The sequence below is a fragment of the Rhodococcus sp. C3V genome (assembly GCF_029269915.1).
GTDB classification, from domain to species: Bacteria; Actinomycetota; Actinomycetes; order Mycobacteriales; family Mycobacteriaceae; genus Rhodococcus_F; species Rhodococcus_F qingshengii.
The window spans coordinates 327,395-347,655 of record NZ_JARJBE010000005.1; the positions used below are offsets into that span (position 1 = coordinate 327,395).

Consider the following 20,261-nt stretch of genomic DNA (forward strand, 5'->3'; position numbering starts at 1 on the left):
GCGTCAGATACCGATTGCCAGATCGTCGATGTCTGCGAGCGTGCCGCCGTTTTCGAGGATGCTCGTGTAGTTCCGAAGTCGGTTCTGATCTATCTCGGTAGTGCTGACCCCTCGCTTCCAGTACCCGAAGACAACTACATCGTCCTTCGCCAGGCCGACTGTCTTGCGGAAATGCGCTCGAATGGCTCGCATCTCGTCCCGTTCCCCGGCACCCCACACCGCGTAGTCTCCTGGGTTATCGAGTTCGACGGCGTACTCGGCGAGGCGATCTTCGACATGGTGCAGCTCGAGGCCGGGGATCACGGGTAGTTCCGCGAAAGCCTCGGCGTCACCGGTGGCGACCCAGCCGACGCCGGTCAGTCCCTCGGGCCACTGAAGGAGAATCGAATAGAGGGCAGGTATCGCGGTATCGTCGGCGAACAGTGCGACGCGGCGCCCGGCGATCTCGGGAACGAGGAAGTGCGGGCGAGGACCGGTGAGTGAGAACGTGTCACCCACACGCAGGTCGGCGGCCCACCTCATCATCGGGCTGGTGTGGCCGTGCAGCACTACGTCGAAGGTCATCGAACCGCTCGGTGCGTTGCAGGTGCGCACCGTGTAGACGCGAGAGACGTCGCCGTACTGCGGACCGAGCTGGATGCGAAATGCGACGTTGGGCCGCAACCAATTCGGGTCGTCCGCCGACGAAGTCAACTGGCCGGCGATGCGCAAGATGCTCTCGGTCGGCCGTTCGACGCGTTCGACGACGGCAACCACGTCGTTGAGACCGCGGTCGTGGTCTTCTCCGCGTGGCGCCTTTGCCGACGCAGACGTTTCAGTTTCTTCAGGTCGAGATGCGGTAGTCATTGATATCTCCTGATCGGTGGTTCAGTTGTGGACGGGTAGCTGACTGACAGGTCTTCGATCACGCGGAACAACAAGTGGCCGTCCGGTTTCCGGGTCTTCGAGAACCAGAGCCTCGAGGTCGAAGACTTCGCGCAGTAGCTCAGGGGTGAAGACGTCCGAGGCACTGCCCTGCATGACAATTTTTCCGGACCGCATGGCAACTACGTGCGTGGCATATCTGGCCGCGAGGTTCAGGTCGTGCAGGACCGCGACCAACGTTCGACCGGACTGGTGCAGTTGGGAACAGAGGTCGAGAACCTCGATCTGGTGGGCGATGTCGAGAAAGGTGGTCGGTTCGTCGAGCAACAACACCGGGGTGCGCTGCGCGAGCGTCATGGCGATCCATACCCGCTGACGTTGTCCCCCACTCAGCTCGTCCACCAATTGGTCTGCTGCATATCGCATTCCGACTTCATTCAGGGCCTCGGAGACAACATGCTCGTCTTCGGGTGACCATTGGCGCAGCATGCTCTGATACGGATATCGGCCGCGGGATACGAGGTCTGCGACACTGATCGCTCCAGGGGAGAGCGGGGACTGTGGCAACAGGGCGATTCGCCGGGCGACTTCTTTGGTTCGATAGGACCGAATATCGTTACCGTCGAGCACAACACGACCCGATCGAGGTGTGAGCATTCTGCCGAGCGCACGCAACAATGTCGACTTGCCACACCCGTTCGGTCCGACGACGACGGTGAACCCTCCATCGGGGATCTCGAGACTCAACTCGTCCACGATGGTTCGATCGGCGTACCGTAGTTCGATCTTCTCGGCGCGCAGCCGCGATGTTGGGGTGGCAGTAGTCATGAATCTCTTTCGTAGCGAGTTTTTTTCAGGCCTGACGAGCGAGCAGCCAGATCAGATAGGCACCACCGAGCAGACTGGTGACGAGACCGACCGGAGTGCGGAGACCGACCTCGACCGCTTGCGCGATCAAGTCGGCACCCGCCAGCAGAACTGCGCCGAGCAGGAAGGAAGTCGCGACAAGAACACCGCTGCGCCGTGCCAACCGTCGTGCGATCTGGGAAGCGGCGAGCGCCACAAATGCGATGGGGCCGGTGGCCGCGGTCGCCGCTCCGGTGAGCGCGACCGCAAGCAGAATGCCGGCAAATCGGTATCGCTCCACGGAGATCCCGAGCGAGGACGCTGCGTCGTCGCCCATCTCCATCATGGTGACGCGCCGGGACACCACGACGAGAGCAGGAACGAGAACACCGACGGCGATGGCAACACTGACCGCGTGTGGCCAACCGCGCCCGGTCAGCGAGCCGGCCGTCCACTGCTGCACAACGGTGGCGTCGTCGATATCCGCACGCACCACCAGGAACGACATCACGGCGCTCAGCATCGCGCCCACGCCGATACCGACCAGGACAAGTCGAAGACCGCCGCTGACTCCGTCTTTGCGCGCCAGCGCGTACACCAGCAGCGCCGTCAGCATGCCGCCGAGAACAGCCGCGCCCGCGGTCTGCAGTACCCCGCCTCCGAAGAACACGATTTGAACCACGGCTGCAGTCGCAGCGCCGGTGGTGAAACCGATGATGTCCGGCGAGCCGAGAACATTGCGCGAAAGCGTCTGGAAAACCGCGCCGGCCACACCGAGGCTTCCGCCCACGCCGATCGCCGTGATCAGCCGCGGCAGCCTGCGATTCTGGACGGACCGAACCGCCGCTGGGGCGCCTTCGCCGTGCAGGGCACGCCATACTTCGCCCAAGGACAGATCCAGGGTTCCATACATCAGCGTGGCAAACGAGAGCGCCGCCAATGCCGCACTGATTGTCACGGTTACGAACAGCACTCGCGGAACTATCCGCCACGAGTACGACCCGATTCGAACCACCCAACCGCGGAACAGCGGTGGAACCGGCTGCGCTGCAATCGCGTTCACAGCGACGCCACCCGCCGCGAGCGAACGAGCGCAACAAACAAGGGGCCACCGAGCACCGCCACGGCGATCCCCGTCTGCAGATCTCCCGGCGCGGTGGCAACGCGACCGAGAACGTCGGCCAAGAGCAGAAATGCCGGGGCGACAACGAGCACGCACGGCAGAAGAAATCGCAGATCCGGCCCGACGACACCGCGCACGATGTGCGGCGCAGCCAGGCCCACGAATCCGAGCGGTCCAGCCGCCGCAGTGGCGGCCCCTGCCAGCAGGATGACTGCGACAGCGGATCCGACCCGTGCGGGTCCGGTGCTGGCACCGAGCCCTTTGGCGACATCCTCGCCGAGCGCGATTGCGTTGAGTGGACGAATCAGCAACAACGACAACACGATACCGACGATGACGAAGGGCAGAACAGCGACGATCACGTCGCCGCCGCGGCCTTGCAACGAACCCACTGCCCAAAATCGGAACTGATTGAATGCGGCCTCGTTACTGATGAGAACCATGCTGGTGAGAGCCGTGATCGCCGTCGCAACAGCGGCACCGGCAAGCGCCATGCGCGCTGGGGTCGCGGCGCTGCGATGCGCCGACCCCAACATGTACACACCTACCGAGGCAACGGCCGCGCCGGCAAGCGCGAACCACAGATAGCCGCCGACCGAAGTCACCCCCAGATAGGCAATCGCAATCACGACTGCTGCTGATGCTCCGGCGTTCACACCGAGTAGTCCCGGATCGGCCAGAGGGTTGCGGGTGATCGACTGCATCAGCGCGCCGGCCAGTCCGAGCGCGGCCCCGACCACAAGCCCGAGAATTGTTCGAGGCAAACGTGATTCGATCACAATCAGGTGCTCGTTGTTACCGGCGTCGTAGGAAAGAACTGCATCGAGGACAGTGGAGACGGGGATGTTGCGTGAGCCGATGACGAGTCCGCCGACGGATGCCAGCACGATTACAACGATGGAGACGAGGACCAACAACCCCGCACGCGCGGCCGTCCCGGACCGCAGTGGCGCTTCGGTCCGGGACTGCGCAGAAACGCCCACGCGGTCATCCACCGAACGTGGACACCAGTGACTCGACCGTCTGCTTTGCACTGAAGTAGTCGAGACGGAAAGCTGCCGTTCCCATCGCGTAGACCCGATCACCCTTGACCGCAGGTTGATTCGCAAGAAGCGGGTCGGCCGCGAGTTGCTTCTCCACGTCCTTGGGCCCCATCGAGACGGCAAACAGCGTCTGCACCCCGTCTAGTGCGGCAGACATGTTTTCGGAGCTGACGATCGCGACGCCGGAGGCACCCCGCTTGTCCGGAGCGACAAACTGCTCAGCGGGCTCGGCATAGGTGAAGCCGAGCGAGGCCAGCAGATTGCCCTGCGGGCTGTCGGCTCGGAACGTCCAGACACCGTCGGCACCCATGTAGACCAGTGCCGTCACCGGCTGCTCGGGAAGTTTGATCTTCGCGGCTTGGGTGGTGACCCAGCTGTCGTATTCGTCGACGGTTTTGGCGGCCTCGCTCTCGAGTCCGGTGACAGTCCCGAGCTGATCAGCGAGCTCCTCCCAGGAGCTGGCGCCGTAGTCGAGAAGAACAGTGGGTGCGATGTCGCTCAGCTGCGAGTAGGCATCGAGCGTCGAGTCGCCGCCGTTGGCGGAGCCGATGATCAGATCGGGCTCGAAGGTCTCGATCGCGTCGAGGTCCAGCTCGAGATTTCGGTAGAGCACCTCGACGCCACGATCAGCCGCCACGCCCGACCACTGGGAGAAAAACCCCCGGTCATCGGTCATTCCCGACGGCGTTGTCGCCGCACTCGCGACCACCGGCGCTCCGATCGCAAGCAGCGTGCCGGTCAACGACGGCGAGGTGGACACGATCCGAGTCGGCTTTGCAGTGATCTCGGTACTGCGGCCGCCGTGATCGACGGTGCGCGGCCATCCCTCGGTGGCCCCGGAGGTTTTCTGGGTGCCCTCGGTTCCGGTGTCACTACCTGACGAATTCGAGCAGCCTGCAAGAGCGAGGGCGACGACCGCGGCGAGTACTGCCGCCGTCGGGCGTAGAGATCTGCGCATGAGTATGTGGCTTTCTGAAGATACGAGAGTGCGCCGCTGCGAACGCAGTCGGCAGAGGTAAAGTTAGCCATACTTAAGTCGCAAGGGTTGTCCAGGAGCGCCAACGTGTTACCACTTTCGGGAAGGTCGGACGCAATCAACTTGGGGCCGATCCGCGCCTGCCGCACCGAGCCAAGCATCGGCCGCTCACCCCTGTTGTTCTGGGTTCTCGCAGGCAGTGGACGCGTCAGGACCGGATCGACCGTCTACGAGGTGCCGGCAGGCGAGTTGTTGTGGATCCCGGCGGGCGTGCGATATTCGATGGAGACGGACTCGGATTCCGTCGCGTTCCCCATCCTGCTTCCACCCTCGAACGGCGTCAGCGCCGGGCCGGTTACCGTGACGCGTCTGCGCGTTCCGCCCGGATGGGAAGACAGACTGATCCACGAGTTCGTTCACAACCTGGGCTATCTGCGCGGCGACGCTGCACACCCGTCGTCCTTGTTCGAAATGATTACCCGGGCCGACGACGGGGCCACCTCGCTGCCGCAATTGCCGCAATCACGGGAAGCGTTCGAGATCGCGCACGCCCTGTTGCGAACACCTGGCACCGACGACACCGAGGCACAATTCGCGCAGCGTGCCGGGATCAGCATTCGAACGCTCCAGCGGTACTTCGTGGAAGAAACCGGCCTCACCTTCACGCGCTGGCGGCTTCGAGCTCGGATCGCCGCGTCGTTGGAGTACCTGAAGCAGGACCGCGAGATCGGTTGGATTGCAAACGAAGTCGGCTTCGAAACGGGCAGCGGATTCACGCGTGCGTTCCGGGCCCAGATGGGAGAGAGCCCGAGTGACTATCGCCGCCGGGCCCTCTCCGGTCCAACCGATCGCAGCGTGGACACCGACAACGATCAAGCATTGGTCCGCATGCTCGCAGAGCCCAGGCAGCCCGGGGAAACAGCGCCGCCGATACCGGCCAATGCGACGTGGCCGCGCGTCAACGGCGCCCACGTCGCCGTGTGGGTCTACCGAGGCCAAGCCCGGGTGGACGTCGCGGACCGCAGCTGGGAACTGCGCACCGGAGAGGCCATGATTCTGCCCGCAGGCGTCCTCAATACCGTCACGGTTCCGACGGGTTCACTGCTGCTACCGCTCGGCTTCCGCTCCTCGAACGGGTCGACCGTATCTGCCGACGCCCTCGAGACCGTGCAGTTCTCCCCCGATGACGAATTGGCATTGCTGCACACTTTCGTCGCCGCCTACACGCCCTTGCGCCCGCGTGGCCACGACAGCGCCACAGCATTCGACATCATCGCCACCGGCCCTCTCGCACAATCGGTTTCGAACGGGTCTGCCGCCGATTCGATTGCCACACGACTGGCAGCGACAATCTCCGCCCGGCCGGCCGACCCTCGCACTCTGGACGAGTGGGCGCAAGAGTTCGGTACCGACGCGGCCAGGCTGCGCCGGGAGTTCCGTATCGAAACCGGCACCACGTATCCGCAGTGGCGATCGCTTTCACGGATGACCCAGGCACGCACCCAACTCCAACTCGGGGTTGCACCCGGCACGGTGTCGAGGAACCTGGGTTACGCGCACCTGCCCGCATTCAGCCGAGCGTTTCGCACTGCGCACGGGATCTCACCGCAGCGCTTCCAAGCCCAGTCCGTCGAACGCGCCCTCTGGCTACGTTCTGTGCCGCGCGCCGCGGAGCCGAGCGCTCGGGTCCTTCACACCCACTGAACGAGTTGCCACACGATTCCGTTGGGGTCGACGAACTGGCAGTAACGCTCACCCCACGGTTCCGTCTCAGGTTCGGTGACGACGGAGGCACCTTCAGCAGCGATGCGGGCGAACTCGGCGTCGACATCGTCGACCACGAATGCAATGAGCAAGCCTTGACCGGCCGGACCTGCGACGAAGTCGGGCTTGAACGTCCCGAGCCCGGTGCGCAGGAAGACCACGTTCACCCCGGCATCCGGATGATTCAGGGAAACGAAGCCGTCATCGGCCATGGCCTCGGTGAAACCGAAATGGGTTTTCGCGAAGTCTGCCGATGCGTCGGTGTCGGCGACGTTCAAGGACAGAGCAGTGCTGGTGATTTTCATCGTGGGCCTCCCATGATCGATAAACCTTATGCAGTGCATACAGTATGCACCGTATAAGGTATACCACCGTTGAGGTATTCCCGATTTCTGGAGACGACTGATGGCACGCGAACTGATCGACCTGCTCTGGCGCGATCACCCCCTCGCACCGAAGGGTGGCACCCGCGGCCCGCGAGCGAAGGTCACCACCTCACAGGCGGTCGACGTCGCGATCTCCGTCGCGAATACCGACGGCCTCGACGCCGTGACGGTCCGCCGATTGGCCGCCGAACTCGGAATCTCGGGCATGGCGGTGTACACCCACGTCGGATCCCGCGACGATCTGCTGGTGCTCATGGTCGACGCCGTACACGGACGCAGCCCGCTCCTGCCGTACGGGAACATGACCTGGCGCCAACGTGTGCGTCGGGTCGCCGAGGAAGAACTTGCCCTCTATACGGAGCATTGGTGGCTCCTGGACATCTCCGATCAGCGCTCCGCGTTGGGTCCGGGAACTATCGCGAAGTACGACCACGAACTTCACGCCTTCGACGGCACGGGACTGAGCGACATCGACCGGGACTCCGCCCTGACATTTGTCGCCGACTTCGCCCGATCCTCGGCGCAAGCGCGGCGCCCTGACCCCCGAGCAACCGACATGGCCGAGGTGTGGTCGTCCTGGAACCAGCGTCTGGCTGCTTATCTCGGCGACGACTTCCCGCTGGCGCAGCGAGTCGGAGGGGCGGCCGGCGAGGCCAAGAACTCCCCGTACAGCCCCGAGGCGGCCTGGGAGTTCGGGCTGGACCGGGTACTGGACGCCCTGGACGGCCTCATTCACATCGAATGACATTCCTGCAATTCGTGGGAGACAATGTGCCCGTGCAGCGTTTCGGTTGGTCTCGACGGTCCGACGGCGACCCTTCGGTGTTCGAACCGCGAGAGCTGTTGCACGCCTACGAGAATCGATCGACCCGAGAGGTACGAGATTCCGGCGAGCTTCTCATCGAGATTCCGCTGAGCGACGCGAGCATCGTCGAGATCACCGTTCTTGATGCCTCTGCGGGCTGGATCGACTCCCGCGTGCGAGGACTCTGCCGTTCACTGGACAAGATCGACCGCCGGGCTCAACGCGTACTTCGAGGGGGATTCAGCATCGGCTGGATCGAACTCGAATCGGAGCGCCACGGCGTCATCGACTACTGGGAAAACGGGGTCAACAACGAATACCCCATCTCCATCGTGTGGAACGGAAACTCCTGGGAAGAAGCGGCATCCACCTAGCCTCGAAATCAGCGGCATATATCCGCGAAGACGGGGTAGACGAGTACATACCAGCGGCACATCGACTCAACTCCAGGCGTGGTGGACAATGTTTCTCAGCGACCAGTCAATTCGTCACCACACCCGCCGTTTCGGAGCAGCTCTGTCGCCTTCACACAAGTGGCCTCCGCCCACCGAAACACAGCGCATCGCACGCTGGAGTGAGCGGTCTGAGATGCTCGGCGCGCTGTCGGTACTCCTGTTCTGGGCTTTCGGCTTCGGCATCCTGCTGGGCGTCGGCGCGATCACAACAGGAATCTTCGCGCTCCGACGTCACCCGAAGAAGTCTGGCGGGCATCTGCTCTCGAATGCCCGCCAGCTGCCATGGGATGCAATAGTCGGCCTCTTCACCGGATTCATCGGTCTGGCACTGAGCGGCTGGTTCTTCGTGGTGGTCCTACCCAACATGTAGCCCTCTGCTAGCCGAGTCCGTTCGCGGAGGTGGCCAGCGCTCGGAGTTCACGTCGGAGAATCTTGCCGGTAGTGGTGAGCGGCAAGCTGTCGATGAACGTGATCTCCCTCGGGTACTGGTAGAAAGCAAGGCGACTTTTCACGTGGGTCTGCAACTCCTGACGGAGCTCCTCCGAGGAGTTCGACCCCTCGGACAGTACGACAAAAGCGTGAACCGCTTCGCCGCGCAACGGATCCGGAACACCGATGACACCTGCCATGGCTACCTCGTCGTGCGAGAGCAGGCACTCTTCGATCTCTCCGGGGCCGATTCGGTACCCCGCGGACGAAATGACGTCGTCGGCGCGTCCCTGGTACCAGAAGTTCCCGGCGTCATCAGTCCGACCCAGATCACCGGTGTGAATCCAACCGTCGTACACCTTTTCATCGGTCTTCGACGGCTGGTTCCAATATCCGAGGAACTGTCCGGGATTGCCTGCCTTCACACAGATCTCGCCAACCTCACCAATCTCGACCGGCTCGCCTAGTGGATCGAGGAGGGTGACTTCGAAGCCGGCGAAGGCGCGACCCATCGAGCCGCTGGCGGGACTCCACTTCGACCGCGACGTGCCGATGGTCAGATTCATTTCCGTCTGCCCGTAGAACTCGTTGACAGCTACGCCGAGAGTGCTCGCAACCCAGGCCTGCAGCGCGTCACCGAGTGCCTCACCACCGGTTCCCAATGCCCGCAGCTGAATACCACGCGCAGCAGTCTTGTCGACGCCGATGCTTCGCATCTGCTTGAGGGCAGTGGGCGGAATGAAGGCGCCCGTCACCTTGTGACGGCTCAGAATCTCGACCGCACGCGAAGGCGTGAATTTGTCGGGCGTCGCAATTACGGGGCACCCCAACGCAAGTGCGGGGAACAGTACGTCGAACAAACCACCGATCCAGGCCCAGTCTGCCGGCGTCCAGAAGACGTCTCCCTGCTGCGGAGCATTGTCGAACGCCGTCCGCATACCGGGCATGTGCGCCAGGAGAATTCGGTGCCCGTGGAGCGCGCCTTTCGGATTCCCGGTCGTCCCTGAGGTGTAGATGATGATGGCATGTGAATCGGGGCCCGTGGCTACCAGTTCACTACTTTCTGTGGCATCGTCGACGAGGCTGTGGAAATCGAGGATTTGCACGGGCGTCGAATCGGAGAGCCGATCGAGCCTTCCGACCACGATTACGGCTTCGAGACCCGGTATCTCACCGATTCCGTCGGCAACTCTTTCATAGCAGTCCTTGTCGACCACAAGAACTTTCGCGCCGGAGTCACGCATCCGATGTACTAACGCATCCGATCCGAACTTGACCGAAAGTGGAACGGTGACCATTCCGGATCGGAAGGCGCCCAGATGTGTCGCCAGAACCTCGATTCCCTGTGGGACCATCACACCGACGCGATCGCCTGAGACCAGGCCGAGATCCGCGAGCACGGTCGCGAACTTTCGGCTCATCGTGGCGACTTCACCGAATGTGTACCGCGCCCAGTGCCCACCGGTGTCTACGACGAGGGCCAGATCATCGGGATTCTGTACATCGACACATGCGTGCGCAATGTTGAAGTGCTCTGGCACAGCCCATTCGAAGTGTTCTGCTTCGAGGTCCTGCCACCATGACATATGCCGCCGAAAACTCACCGAGCACCCACTTCGAGGTCGAGGGAATGGGTCTCGCCTACCAGGAATGAGAACTCGCCGGAGAAGACAAGGTCTCCGTCTTGGTTGACCAGTGAGCCTTTCGACGTCACGATCGCGGTCTCACCGTCCGAGCGAGGGCGCACCGACAGCACTTCCGACACCGCATGCACCGAGTCGCCGAGGTAAGTCGGCCGGTGGAATCTGACCTGATCGAGCCCGTAGAAGCACTGCAGGTAACGGGGGTCCAACTCCACCAGACCGAGCAAGGTGGACAACATGAGGGCACCGTGGGCGATCTGGCGACCGAAGCGCGTCTGCTGCGCGTAGTCAGGGTCGAGGTGAAGAGGATGGCGGTCCCAGGTGAGGTCGGCGAAACTTCGCACATAGTCTTCGGTGACGACCCGCGGGTCCGTCACCGCAATGTCTCCGACAGAGATCTCTTCGAAACTCTTTGTGATCATTGAAGTTTCCTCTATTAGTTGACAACCGTGGAGCGTTGATCGACCGGCGGCAGATACGCCCCGTTGTCATCGATGTACATGTCGCGACTTCCTTCGTCGAGGTCGGTGTCACGGACGAAGTAGACGCTGATCAGCGAAATAACAGACAGGGCAGCGATATACACAGCGACCGCAAGCGATCCACCGGTTGCGCGAACCAACATGGCGGCAACCATCGGCGCGATTGCACCACCCAAGAGCACCCCGATCTGAAAAGCGATGGACGCTGCGCTGTACCGCACCCGTGCGTCGAACAGTTCCGCGATGAACGTCGCCTGCGGCCCGTACGAGATGCTGAGCATGAATGCGCCGACTGCCAATGCGCCGGTGGTGATCCAGAAGTTGCCGGTATCTATCGCGGCGAATGCAACGAAGACCCACACTCCCATGCCGGTGATGCCGACCATCAGGATCCGGCGTCGGCCGAATTTTTCGGACAGTTGACCGAAGATCGGAATGAAGATGACTGCAACGAGCGCGGACACCATGACCGCTCCGAGCATGAGGTTTCCGGACAGCAGATCGAACTGATCGGCGTAGGTCAGGCTGTAGGTGTTGAGGATGTAGAAGTAAGCGCCCGTGCTGATCATCGAACCTGCGGCAAGAATGATTTGACGAGGGTAGTTCTTGAACGCGTCGACCATCGGAATCTTGACCGCAGTGTTCTGCTGCTTCACGCGAGCGAATGCGGGAGTCTCTTCCAACGCGGTGCGAATGTAAAGCCCGACGGCGACCAACGCGATACTCAGCAGGAAGGGAATTCTCCACCCCCACACCAGGAATTGGTCCCCGGTGAGCGCCTTGGTGCCGAACATGACGGCCGTCGCCAGCAGAAGGCCAGCAGGCACACCGACCTGCGGCATACTGCCGTAGAAACCGCGGCGGTTCTTGGGTGCGTATTCCACAGCAGTCAGAACTGCACCGCCCCACTCACCCCCGACGCCGAAGCCCTGAATCAGTCTCAGCAATACGAGAAGAATCGGGGCCCACACACCGATCTGGGCGGAGGTCGGAAGGACGCCGACCAGGAACGTCGCTGCTCCCATCAAGAGAAGTGCGAGCACCAAGACCTTCTTGCGTCCGATGCGGTCGCCGAAGTGGCCCATCACAACACCGCCGAGTGGCCGCGCCAGGAAGCCGACAGCGAAGGTGGCGAAGGAAAGAATTGTCGCCAGCGCGGGGTCTGCGCCCGAAAAGAACAGCGGCGCAAAGACCAACGCGGCGGAGGCGCCGTAGATCTGAAAGTCGTACCACTCGATCGTGGTGCCGACCAGAACCGATCCGGCCACACGCCGCAGGGCAGGCCTGTCGACAGTTGCGGGAGATGGGGGATTCGCGTCGTTCATGTCATTGCTCCTTGTATGGAGTGCCCTGTTAGCTCTCGCACCGAGAGGGAGGCTCGACAAGGAGACTATGCAGTGACCCAGGGCACAGTCAAGCGTATTTCAATCGATCGATTGATTAGTTGAGATGCAATTTGCCAGTACACAAACAGCTATCAATCGACTGATTGACAGCCAGTCGATTTCGGCGGCGATGCTAGCATGATTGGGCAACCAACCGAAATGAGGATCATGGACCTGGGGCGCGTTCAACGGGCGGCAGTCACGCTGTTCGCGACGAAAGGATTCGCCGCCACCGGCATTCGTGAGCTCGGAGCCGAAGCCGGCATCAACTCGGCAACGCTCTACCACTACGTCGGCAGCAAAGAGTCACTGTTGGCCTCGATCATTCGGTCCTGCCTCGACGAGCTGACGCAGTCGGGAGAGCGGGCAATGCGCCGAAGCGCCGATCCCGTAGTCCAGCTCGCTGGCCTGGTGTCGTCACACGTCGGCATTACCGCCGTCAACCAACTGACTGCCCGCGTCGCCGAGTACGAGATGCGCGGGTTGACCGGAGACAACCGCATCGAGTTGCAGACCCTGCGCGACGAGTACGAGCAACTTTTCGGACAGATCCTCGAACGCGGACAACGCGTGGGCGCCTTCGACATCGAAGATCTGGCATTGAGCCGACTCGCGATACTCGAGATGTGTACCGGGGTCGCGCATTGGTACCGGCCCGGTGGGCGTCTCGAGTTGGAAGATGTCCAGCGATTCTTCGTCAGCACCACGTGCAAGCTTCTGTCGGTTCCGTCCGACGAACTGCACGGTGTGGAGTTCATTCACGACGTCCGAAAGCTGGACAGCGAGCCCGAGACTCAGTCCTCCGAGATCTGGGGAACCACTGCACAGAGCGAATTCGCGCGACAGTCCGAGCTTTAACCGCCCCCCGAAACTCCCGGCTCTGGTACGAACTGAACGTGCAACTACCCGCGGACAGTCATGTTCACAGCGAGTGGTCGTGGGACACCGGTGGACCGCTGTCGCACGCATCCGGACGAATGCAACAGACTTGCGCGCGCACCGATCCTCGACGTCGACGGCTATCTCGACAGCATCGAACGATGCCGACACCGTTTTCCTGAATTGCGGATACTCACCGGCGTCGAGTTCGGACAACCGCACCTGCACGAAGCGCAGGCGTCGCACCTCCTTGATCTCGGTGTCATCGACCGGGTATTGGGTTCCTTGCACACGCTCGAGGTCGGCGACGATCGGAGTGAACCGAACACTCTGTTTCGAAAGTGGAGTGCCGACGAAGTCATGTGGGCATACCTCGATGAGATCCCGCGTATGGTGGCTGGCTCTCGGACCTTCGAGGTGTTCACCCATATCGACTACGCGGTGCGTGCATGGCCGATCGAAAGTGCCGGACCTTTCGATCCCCGTCGATTCGAAGAGGGATTCCGAAATGCGATGCGCGCCATCGCCGACAGCGACCGGATCCTCGAGATGAACACCCGTCGGCTGTGGCCCTGGATAACCCAATGGTGGAGCGAAGAGGGAGGTAAAGCGGTGACATTCGGCAGCGATGCACATGTGCCCGAAGCTCTGGCAGCCAATTTTCCGGAAGCGACCGCGATGCTCGCGCACTACGGATTCCGTCCGGGTCAACGTCCCGAAGAGTATTGGACCCGCTGATCCGCCTGATTCCCAGACCGATATTTCCGTGAGCTCGGGTTGTCGGAGACGGATCAACCCGCAATAGTCGATGTATGGATCGGTACAAAATCACGATGCCCGACGGCTCTTCGACCGAGGAACCTTTCAATTCCGACAAGGAAGCAATCACTTGCGCAGTGGATGCGAACCGAGGAGTCAGCAAGAACCTCGTAGTCGAAAAATACACGGCCGACGGTCATCTGGTTCCAACCGCGCAGGCGCCTGCGAAACACACAGGTCGTCACAAGAAGAACCGTTCGAAGAGTTGAAAACTCGACTAGTTCACAACTCTCGAACTCGGTGTGTGGCGACCGGATGCGTGACGCAGAAGTAGTTGGATCGCGTGCTCGACAGTTGCACCGAGGACAGCTTCGGGGTCGCCCGAGAAAACCTGCTTCTCCGTTTCGGCGGTCCCATGGTCGACGACTCCGAACCACACAGTTCCGGGTCGAACGTTCTCCTGGGTATCAGGACCGGCTTCACCGGTGACGGCCAGCGTTAGCGACGCACCCATCAGTGTGGCGGTGCTGTGCGCCATGACCCTGGCTGCCTCTTCGCAGACCACTGGCCCGTCCGGAACATGAAGTACGGAATGTTTCACCTCGCGGGTGTACGCGACGATCCCACCACAAAACCACGATCCGGCGTCCGGCGCCTTTCCCAGATGTGCGGCGATGTTCCCGGCAGTCAACGATTCCGCCGTCGCCACCGACAGACCGTGTTCCTCTACTGCCGCAGCCAATTGCCTGCACATATCGTCGAGATCCTTGTCCGACGGAAGCTCGGGTCGTGGATCGCCATTCATATGTTCCTCCTCCTGCAGTCCGATCGGTGACTTCGACAAGACATTGAAAGTTCTCGAATGCCCATTCCAACCGTGCCTTACAGCTCACTGCCCCCTTGCGAACTGCACCCTTCGAAAGTGCGTCGAGCGCACTCGTCGATCACATCAGCTACACGTGACCGACGCGTGAGTTGACGGCGCTGCACGATCGCCCCGTTTCCGTTGCTGAACACCTTGTCCAAGGAGGCCGTGACCTGCTCGAATTCTCCGAATGCAGTCAACGCAGGTTCGACGTGATCCACCAATTGCCGAACTGCCTGGTGTGCAGTCAGCAAGCGCACGGATTCCACGTCCAGCGACCTCCCGTCGAGTCCGTCACGCGCCGCCCGCCAGCAAGCCGCGCGGAGTAGCTCGTGATCGACAGCAGGCGCTGCTTCACCTTTCGTGATCGCGGCGGATGCGGTACCGACGAGTGCCTGCACCAGTGTGGCCAGAGTCATCGTCTCCTCCACGGTGGCGGGCACGTCGCTGATCCGAATCTCCACGGTGGGAAGGTGATCCGACATGCGCACATCCCAATAGACCATGTGTGGATCGAGAATGACCCCTGTCTCCAGCATTGCTGCAACAGCATCTTCGTAGTGCGCCACGGACTCGAAGTAGGGCGGCGGACCCGAACTGGGCCATCGGCCGAACAGAACGTAACGCCAACTCGCATAACCGGTATCGCGACCGGCGCTGATCGGAGAGTTCGCCGTCAGTGCCAACAAGGTCGGTAACCATGGGCGCAGATGGTTGATGATTTGGACCGATCGTTCTCGATCTTCCACACCGACATGAATGTGGCAACCACACATCACACCTTCGGTGATCGCTCTGAATTGACCGGCCATTCGCTGGTATCGCGACGTTTGAGTGATCTCGTCTACCGGCGGATCGTAGAACGGCGTCCCGACTGCGATGAGTTGACAACCCACACGGGCAGCGGCGTCGGCGGTGACGGCACGCGACTCACAGAGTTGATCACGAAGATCACGAATATGGTTTCCGATCGACGTGGACGTCTCCACCTGACAGCGCGTGAGTTCGAGTTGCAGCGAGATACCGAGTTCCCGCCCGGCGGCAGCAACCTCGGAGTTGCGCAGAGTGGGATGTCCAGTCTGCGGATCGCAGAGCAAGAACTCCTCTTCGACACCGAGAGTCGGTGTACCTACCGAGAATATGTCGGGAGTCGGCTTCGCGTTCATAGGGCTTCCTCGCACCGGTTTTCATCCACATCCGATACTTCGAGCGTACGACCTTCTACCCCTTTCGGCACTACTCCAACCGTTTCATCCAGTGGCCGATCGGGTAGTTGCCCTGTGAACCGACGACGAGCGAAGAATCGCAAGTCTTCATGAGCTCAGGATGGAGTGTGCCGTGACAAACGCGAGCGAAAGTTCACCGGTAGATGACGAACACACAAATCGATCGCACGTAGGGGAGGCAATCAGCGACGGTCGCAACTATCCCGGATACCTGCTGATCGGGCTGGGCCTGGCAACACTCGGATTGACCTTGGTGGCAGCAGGTTACGGATTTCGTGGTTGGGCAGTCATTGCCGGCGTCGTGTGTGTGGTGTCCTTCATCGTCGGAACACTGGCCATCTTGATGGAACACCGACGGGTCAAACGACTGGAAGGTCAGGAACTCTTCGATCAAGAAGGGCACTGAACCGACCGCTCGAGTCGTATTCTGCTCAAGCAGAATACGACTCGAGCAGAACACAGCTCAGTGAGTGCGGAGCTGCTCGATCAGCTCACCCTTGTTCAGCTTCGAATAGCCGTGCAGATCGAGTTCCTCGGCACGTTTCTTCAGCTCGTCGACTGTCCACTCCTCGTACGGCGAGGATTGTCCGCCGGACTTGGCGACATTCGACCGCCCTCGATTGGCGGCCGCATTGGAGATTCGGGCCGCCTTCTCCTTGGAATCGCCCTTCTCGCGTAGCTCTTCGTAGAGTTCTTGATCCTTGAGTTGAGGTTGTGAGTCCTTGCGAGCCACTGTTTCGTCCCTTCACTCGTCTTCACTCCGACGGTGTGGCCGAACTGGCAATTCGGCCACACCGCAGGTTCGAACGTACGTCGGCACTCAGGATGTAGGCGGCACCTCGAAACGCCCCCACACGCGGTGCGTCTTCAGAAGCTGAGCCAGCGAGGCGAGCGCTCCTTCCGCGTCTGCATCGACGACGACTCCCAATGCAGACTCGTCGATACCGGCCGCAGCCAGCGCACTCATGCTCTCTCCCCAACCACCAATTGCCTTGCTGTGACGATACATTTCGTTCAGCAGAGTCTCCACCCGTGGATCCAACTTGCCCTCGCCGATCCGAGAAACGTCGCCGCTCAGCAGGATTGCATCGAATTCGATCGAACGAGCTGTGAGGTACGTTCGCTGCACCGTCACCGCGTCGTCACCGTCCCCGATGGTTCCGCCGTGCGGGCCGAGGATCAGCGGCACCATGCCGGCGTCGAAGATCTTGTCTCGAACGGCGACAACCGTTTCGAGATCGGAGTTCTCATCGACCAGTAGTGCGATGATCCTTCCGTCTACCGGCCATTCCGCACCAACCTGGGACAGTGCAGGGCTGAGCTCCGGATCACTCAACGGCTCGGTCGGTTCGGGAACCGGAAGGCCAAGCCCCCCTGCGACGATCGACACGAGACCCGAGTCGATATTTGCCAAGATGCCCAGATTCCGGGTCTTGATGTTCTCCTCGTAGCACTTACCCAATTCGAAGGTATACGCCTGCGCGACGTGCTCCTGTTCGACAGGGGAGAGACTGCGATAGAAGAGTCGAGCTTGCGAGAAGTGATCGTCGAACGATGCCGGCGCCTGCCTCACCTTTCGCCCTGAAACTTCTTCGGGCACCTCGATATAGGCCGCGCTCTCCGCCGAGGCCAAGAACGGGCACCCACCGTCCAACGAATTGGGATGGTACGGCGCAACTCCGGTATGTACACCGTCCTGATGAAAGCCGTCGCGAAGCATGTCGTTGACAGGCGCGTGAGGCCGGTTGATCGGGATCTGATCGAAATTTGGGCCACCGAGTCGCGTGATCTGCGTGTCGAGGTACGAGAACAAACGTGCCTGCAGGAGACGATCGTTGGTGATGTCGACACCCGGAACCAAGTGACCCGGATGGAATGCAACCTGCTCGGTCTCGGCGAAGAAGTTCGTCGGATTGGCGTCGAGTGTCATCGTTCCGATGACCTGAACCGGCGCGAGTTCTTCGGGCACGATCTTGGTGGGATCCAATAGATCTATGCCTTCGAACATTTCGTCTTCGGTGTCAGGGAACACCTGCACGCCCAGATCCCAGGACGGATATGCGCCCGCCTCGATGGCGTCGGCAAGATCGCGTCGATGGAAATCCGGATCCACACCGCCGGCGATCTGCGCTTCCTCCCACACGAGTGAATGCACTCCGGCGGCCGGCTTCCAGTGGAATTTCACCAGATTCGTCTCGCCGTCGGCATTCACGAGCCTGAACGTGTGAATACCGAAGCCCTCCATCATGCGATAGGAGCGCGGGATGCCGCGATCGGACATGTTCCACAATGTGTGCGCCGTGGCCTCGGTGTGCAGCGACACGAAATCCCAGAATGTGTCGTGCGCGCTCTGCGCCTGCGGGATCTCGCGGTCCGGGTGGGGCTTCGCGGCATGGATGATGTCCGGGAATTTTATGCCGTCCTGGATGAAGAACACCGGGATGTTGTTGCCCACCAGGTCGAAGACACCTTCGTCGGTGTAGAACTTGGTGGCGAAACCGCGTGTGTCGCGTACGGTGTCCGCCGAACCTCGTGAACCCAGCACCGTCGAGAACCGCACGAACACCGGGGTTCGAGCACCGGAAGCGAACACCGATGCTTTACAGATGTTTTCGGCCGCGCCATTCGCCAGGAACGTTCCGTGTGCGGCCGCCCCGCGGGCGTGGACGACGCGCTCCGGAATTCGCTCGTGATCGAAGTGTGTGATCTTCTCACGCAGGTGGTGGTCTTGAAGAAGAGTCGGGCCACGCTCGCCGGCAGTGAGTGAGTGGTCGGTCTCGTAGAGACGTGTACCGGTTGCGGTGGTGAGGTACTCCCCCCGCTGGCCGCGACCATTTCCCTTCACCTTCTCCTCGGCACCCGCGACGGTACGCACCTCCGGCTGCCGCTGGTCATCCTTGGGCGGCAACGGCTGTCGAGGCTTGACCGGCTCTTTCAGGTCCGGCGCTTTCGGGGCCGGTGCACCTGGGACGGACTGAGATGAAGGCATCGAACAGCTCCTCTTGATCGTCATGCTGGGCGCAAGAATCTTGTTACGCCTTATGTAAGTAGAGATTTCAAACTGAACGCGGAGCCACGACTCACCCCCGGCTGGGATCAATCCCAGGCCGAGGGTGACGAGTGCGTCAGGGCTATTGCTCGGACTTCTGTCGCGCTTCGTCCGCGGCCGCTTCTGCGCGAGCCTTCTCGGCTTCTGCCTCTTTCTTCGCGACTTCTCGCTGGCTTTCGGCCTTGTCCTGCTGGGCGCGGCCCTCTCGGGTCAAACTGTCGTTTCCGGAAACCGCACCCACGGCTTCCTTGGCCTTACCCTTGACGTCCTCTACGACGCCTTTGATTCCCTCGCTGGGACCGCTCTTGTCATCTGGCACGTTGACCCTCCAATACGTTTCGGATTGTTGCTCAGGAATCCCACACAGGTAGGAATCCCCCACAGAAGGCCCTACCCCGTCGAAATTCGCATAAACATCCGTGCACCGACACTCCGCAACGCGTACAAGAAGCGGCCACCGAGGGGAGTGCCGTTCACTCTCGTGTGTTATTCAGTGCTCATGAGCCAGTTACAGACCGATCCCCCCGTGGGCGGAACGCTGTCCACGATTCGCGCGCTTGCGCCCAACCTGGCTCCGAGCGAGCGATGCGTCTCGAACATCTCAAATAGCAAACAGCATTCTCAGAAACTGTTTACCGGGCACAGGAATTGGCGGGACTCGTTCCAGAAGGGGAAGAGGTCGGTGGTGGTGGCCGTGGGGTGGTCGATCTCGGCGAGAGTGTAGAAATCGAGAATCGTCCGCCCGGCGGTTGCGCTGACCTCGCATGCCTGCAAGCTCAGTTTCGCCTCCGCCACGAAGCCGATACTGCGGGCGAAAGGTCCGAGGGTCCCGGCATTGACAAAACCCTCGAGGTTTTGTCCCCACTGGTTGTAGTCCGACTGCAAAGCAAAGCTGCATGTTTCACCGAACAACTCGGTGCAGGTTGTCGGCTTCCCACCGATCGTGTGAACCGTATCGGCGAGCTCGTGCGAAGTACCTTCGCGCGGTGATCCGGAAAGAAGAAGCAAGACGGCGACGGCCAGGGCAACCACCAGAAGGATGCTCGCGGCCGTTGCCAGTATCGCCTTCACAATCCCTCGATCCACGTAAGTTCATGAGGGGAACCGATTTTGGAACACCGGTCACTGGATTTGTACCCGTGGTACTCGGGGTCCAAACATCGACCAGGCTGGGAGCCGTGCATCAGGCTGGGGGGTCGCGAGAGGATCTGTGGGAAAAAGCCGGGGGAGGATCGACACTCCCTTCCACTACCAATGTATATCGCACCGGGGGCCTTGCGGC

22 protein-coding genes are annotated in these 20,261 nt (G+C 61.4%); 7 read left to right on the forward strand and 15 right to left on the reverse strand.

The features are described 5' to 3' along the window. Positions 1-3 precede the first annotated feature (3 nt). From P3G66_RS16385 to fepB, 5 genes are read right to left on the reverse strand one after another with little or no spacing between them, the layout of a single operon-like run. Positions 4-846 (reverse strand): siderophore-interacting protein, encoded by an 843-nt coding sequence (locus tag P3G66_RS16385; RefSeq protein WP_276116858.1) that lies wholly within the window; start codon positions 844-846, stop codon positions 4-6. Between the two features lie 21 nt (positions 847-867). Then, positions 868-1,692 carry an ABC transporter ATP-binding protein gene (locus tag P3G66_RS16390; RefSeq protein WP_003943123.1) on the reverse strand — a complete coding sequence of 275 codons (825 nt, stop codon included), beginning with the start codon at positions 1,690-1,692 and terminating at the stop codon, positions 868-870. A 25-nt stretch (positions 1,693-1,717) separates the two neighbouring features. Further along, the gene (locus P3G66_RS16395; RefSeq protein WP_276116859.1) at positions 1,718-2,773 is read right to left on the reverse strand and encodes an iron chelate uptake ABC transporter family permease subunit; all 1,056 of its coding nucleotides are present in this window, start codon (positions 2,771-2,773) and stop codon (positions 1,718-1,720) included. Then, positions 2,770-3,816, reverse strand: coding sequence for an iron chelate uptake ABC transporter family permease subunit (locus P3G66_RS16400; protein ID WP_276116860.1), 1,047 nt, complete (start codon positions 3,814-3,816; stop codon positions 2,770-2,772). Before P3G66_RS16400 ends, P3G66_RS16395 begins: the two co-directional genes overlap by 4 nt. 4 nt (positions 3,817-3,820) lie before the next feature. After that, on the reverse strand, positions 3,821-4,834 hold the full coding sequence (gene fepB, locus P3G66_RS16405) for a Fe2+-enterobactin ABC transporter substrate-binding protein (RefSeq protein ID WP_276116861.1): 1,014 nt from the start codon (positions 4,832-4,834) through the stop codon (positions 3,821-3,823). Between the two features lie 105 nt (positions 4,835-4,939). On the opposite strand from fepB, the gene P3G66_RS16410 reads away from it, so the two are divergent. Continuing rightward, the gene (locus tag P3G66_RS16410; RefSeq protein WP_276116862.1) at positions 4,940-6,556 is read left to right on the forward strand and encodes a helix-turn-helix domain-containing protein; all 1,617 of its coding nucleotides are present in this window, start codon (positions 4,940-4,942) and stop codon (positions 6,554-6,556) included. On the opposite strand, the gene P3G66_RS16415 is transcribed toward P3G66_RS16410, so the two are convergent. Continuing rightward, positions 6,544-6,921 carry a VOC family protein gene (locus tag P3G66_RS16415; RefSeq protein WP_003943112.1) on the reverse strand — a complete coding sequence of 126 codons (378 nt, stop codon included), beginning with the start codon at positions 6,919-6,921 and terminating at the stop codon, positions 6,544-6,546. The genes P3G66_RS16410 and P3G66_RS16415 overlap by 13 nt on opposite strands. Positions 6,922-7,021: 100 nt before the next feature. Between P3G66_RS16415 and P3G66_RS16420 the strand changes: the two genes are divergently transcribed. The 3 genes from P3G66_RS16420 to P3G66_RS16430 all read left to right on the forward strand — a co-directional run bounded on the left by P3G66_RS16420 (position 7,022) and on the right by P3G66_RS16430 (position 8,632). Then, a complete protein-coding gene (locus P3G66_RS16420) occupies positions 7,022-7,747 on the forward strand; it encodes a TetR/AcrR family transcriptional regulator (protein ID WP_058038434.1) in 726 nt (241 codons plus the stop codon). Next, on the forward strand, positions 7,744-8,181 hold the full coding sequence (locus P3G66_RS16425; protein WP_058038435.1) for a hypothetical protein: 438 nt from the start codon (positions 7,744-7,746) through the stop codon (positions 8,179-8,181). Before P3G66_RS16420 ends, P3G66_RS16425 begins: the two co-directional genes overlap by 4 nt. 88 nt (positions 8,182-8,269) lie before the next feature. Then, positions 8,270-8,632, forward strand: coding sequence for a hypothetical protein (locus P3G66_RS16430; RefSeq protein ID WP_225320185.1), 363 nt, complete (start codon positions 8,270-8,272; stop codon positions 8,630-8,632). Positions 8,633-8,639: 7 nt separating this feature from the next. Here P3G66_RS16430 and P3G66_RS16435 read toward each other — a convergent pair whose 3' ends face one another. The 3 genes from P3G66_RS16435 to P3G66_RS16445 are packed head-to-tail and all read right to left on the reverse strand — an operon-like array spanning position 8,640 to position 12,141. Next, a complete protein-coding gene (locus tag P3G66_RS16435; RefSeq protein WP_276116863.1) occupies positions 8,640-10,277 on the reverse strand; it encodes an AMP-binding protein in 1,638 nt (545 codons plus the stop codon). Between the two features lie 14 nt (positions 10,278-10,291). Continuing rightward, positions 10,292-10,756, reverse strand: a complete 465-nt coding sequence (locus P3G66_RS16440; protein WP_003943225.1) for a MaoC/PaaZ C-terminal domain-containing protein — start codon at positions 10,754-10,756, stop codon at positions 10,292-10,294. A gap of 14 nt (positions 10,757-10,770) precedes the next feature. Then, on the reverse strand, positions 10,771-12,141 hold the full coding sequence (locus tag P3G66_RS16445) for an MFS transporter (protein ID WP_007735697.1): 1,371 nt from the start codon (positions 12,139-12,141) through the stop codon (positions 10,771-10,773). Between the two features lie 219 nt (positions 12,142-12,360). Between P3G66_RS16445 and P3G66_RS16450 the strand changes: the two genes are divergently transcribed. Beyond that, positions 12,361-13,059 carry a TetR/AcrR family transcriptional regulator gene (locus P3G66_RS16450; RefSeq protein WP_225320187.1) on the forward strand — a complete coding sequence of 233 codons (699 nt, stop codon included), beginning with the start codon at positions 12,361-12,363 and terminating at the stop codon, positions 13,057-13,059. Positions 13,060-13,119: 60 nt separating this feature from the next. Continuing rightward, entirely contained in the window at positions 13,120-13,818 is a 699-nt protein-coding gene (locus P3G66_RS16455) for a hypothetical protein (protein ID WP_228232324.1), read from the forward strand. 298 nt (positions 13,819-14,116) lie between these two features. Here P3G66_RS16455 and P3G66_RS16460 read toward each other — a convergent pair whose 3' ends face one another. Both P3G66_RS16460 and P3G66_RS16465 read right to left on the reverse strand, forming a co-directional pair. Further along, positions 14,117-14,644: a CinA family protein gene (locus P3G66_RS16460; RefSeq protein ID WP_054781115.1), complete on the reverse strand. Its 528-nt coding sequence runs from the start codon at positions 14,642-14,644 to the stop codon at positions 14,117-14,119. A gap of 77 nt (positions 14,645-14,721) precedes the next feature. Further along, complete coding sequence (locus tag P3G66_RS16465; RefSeq protein WP_007735690.1) at positions 14,722-15,870, reverse strand: glutamate--cysteine ligase; 1,149 nt, start codon at positions 15,868-15,870, stop codon at positions 14,722-14,724. A 160-nt stretch (positions 15,871-16,030) separates the two neighbouring features. Here P3G66_RS16465 and P3G66_RS16470 point away from each other — a divergent pair, with 160 nt between their 5' ends. After that, complete coding sequence (locus P3G66_RS16470; RefSeq protein ID WP_007735689.1) at positions 16,031-16,336, forward strand: hypothetical protein; 306 nt, start codon at positions 16,031-16,033, stop codon at positions 16,334-16,336. A gap of 57 nt (positions 16,337-16,393) precedes the next feature. Here the strand turns inward: P3G66_RS16470 and P3G66_RS16475 are convergent, their stop codons facing one another. The 4 genes from P3G66_RS16475 to P3G66_RS16490 form a co-directional block, all read right to left on the reverse strand. Then, a complete protein-coding gene (locus P3G66_RS16475) occupies positions 16,394-16,663 on the reverse strand; it encodes a Rho termination factor N-terminal domain-containing protein (RefSeq protein ID WP_118605858.1) in 270 nt (89 codons plus the stop codon). A gap of 87 nt (positions 16,664-16,750) precedes the next feature. Next, the gene (locus tag P3G66_RS16480; protein WP_276116865.1) at positions 16,751-18,919 is read right to left on the reverse strand and encodes a catalase; all 2,169 of its coding nucleotides are present in this window, start codon (positions 18,917-18,919) and stop codon (positions 16,751-16,753) included. A 142-nt stretch (positions 18,920-19,061) separates the two neighbouring features. Then, a complete protein-coding gene (locus P3G66_RS16485) occupies positions 19,062-19,298 on the reverse strand; it encodes a CsbD family protein (protein WP_003943084.1) in 237 nt (78 codons plus the stop codon). A 302-nt stretch (positions 19,299-19,600) separates the two neighbouring features. Then, positions 19,601-20,065: a hypothetical protein gene (locus tag P3G66_RS16490; RefSeq protein WP_225320190.1), complete on the reverse strand. Its 465-nt coding sequence runs from the start codon at positions 20,063-20,065 to the stop codon at positions 19,601-19,603. Positions 20,066-20,261: the final 196 nt, after the last annotated feature.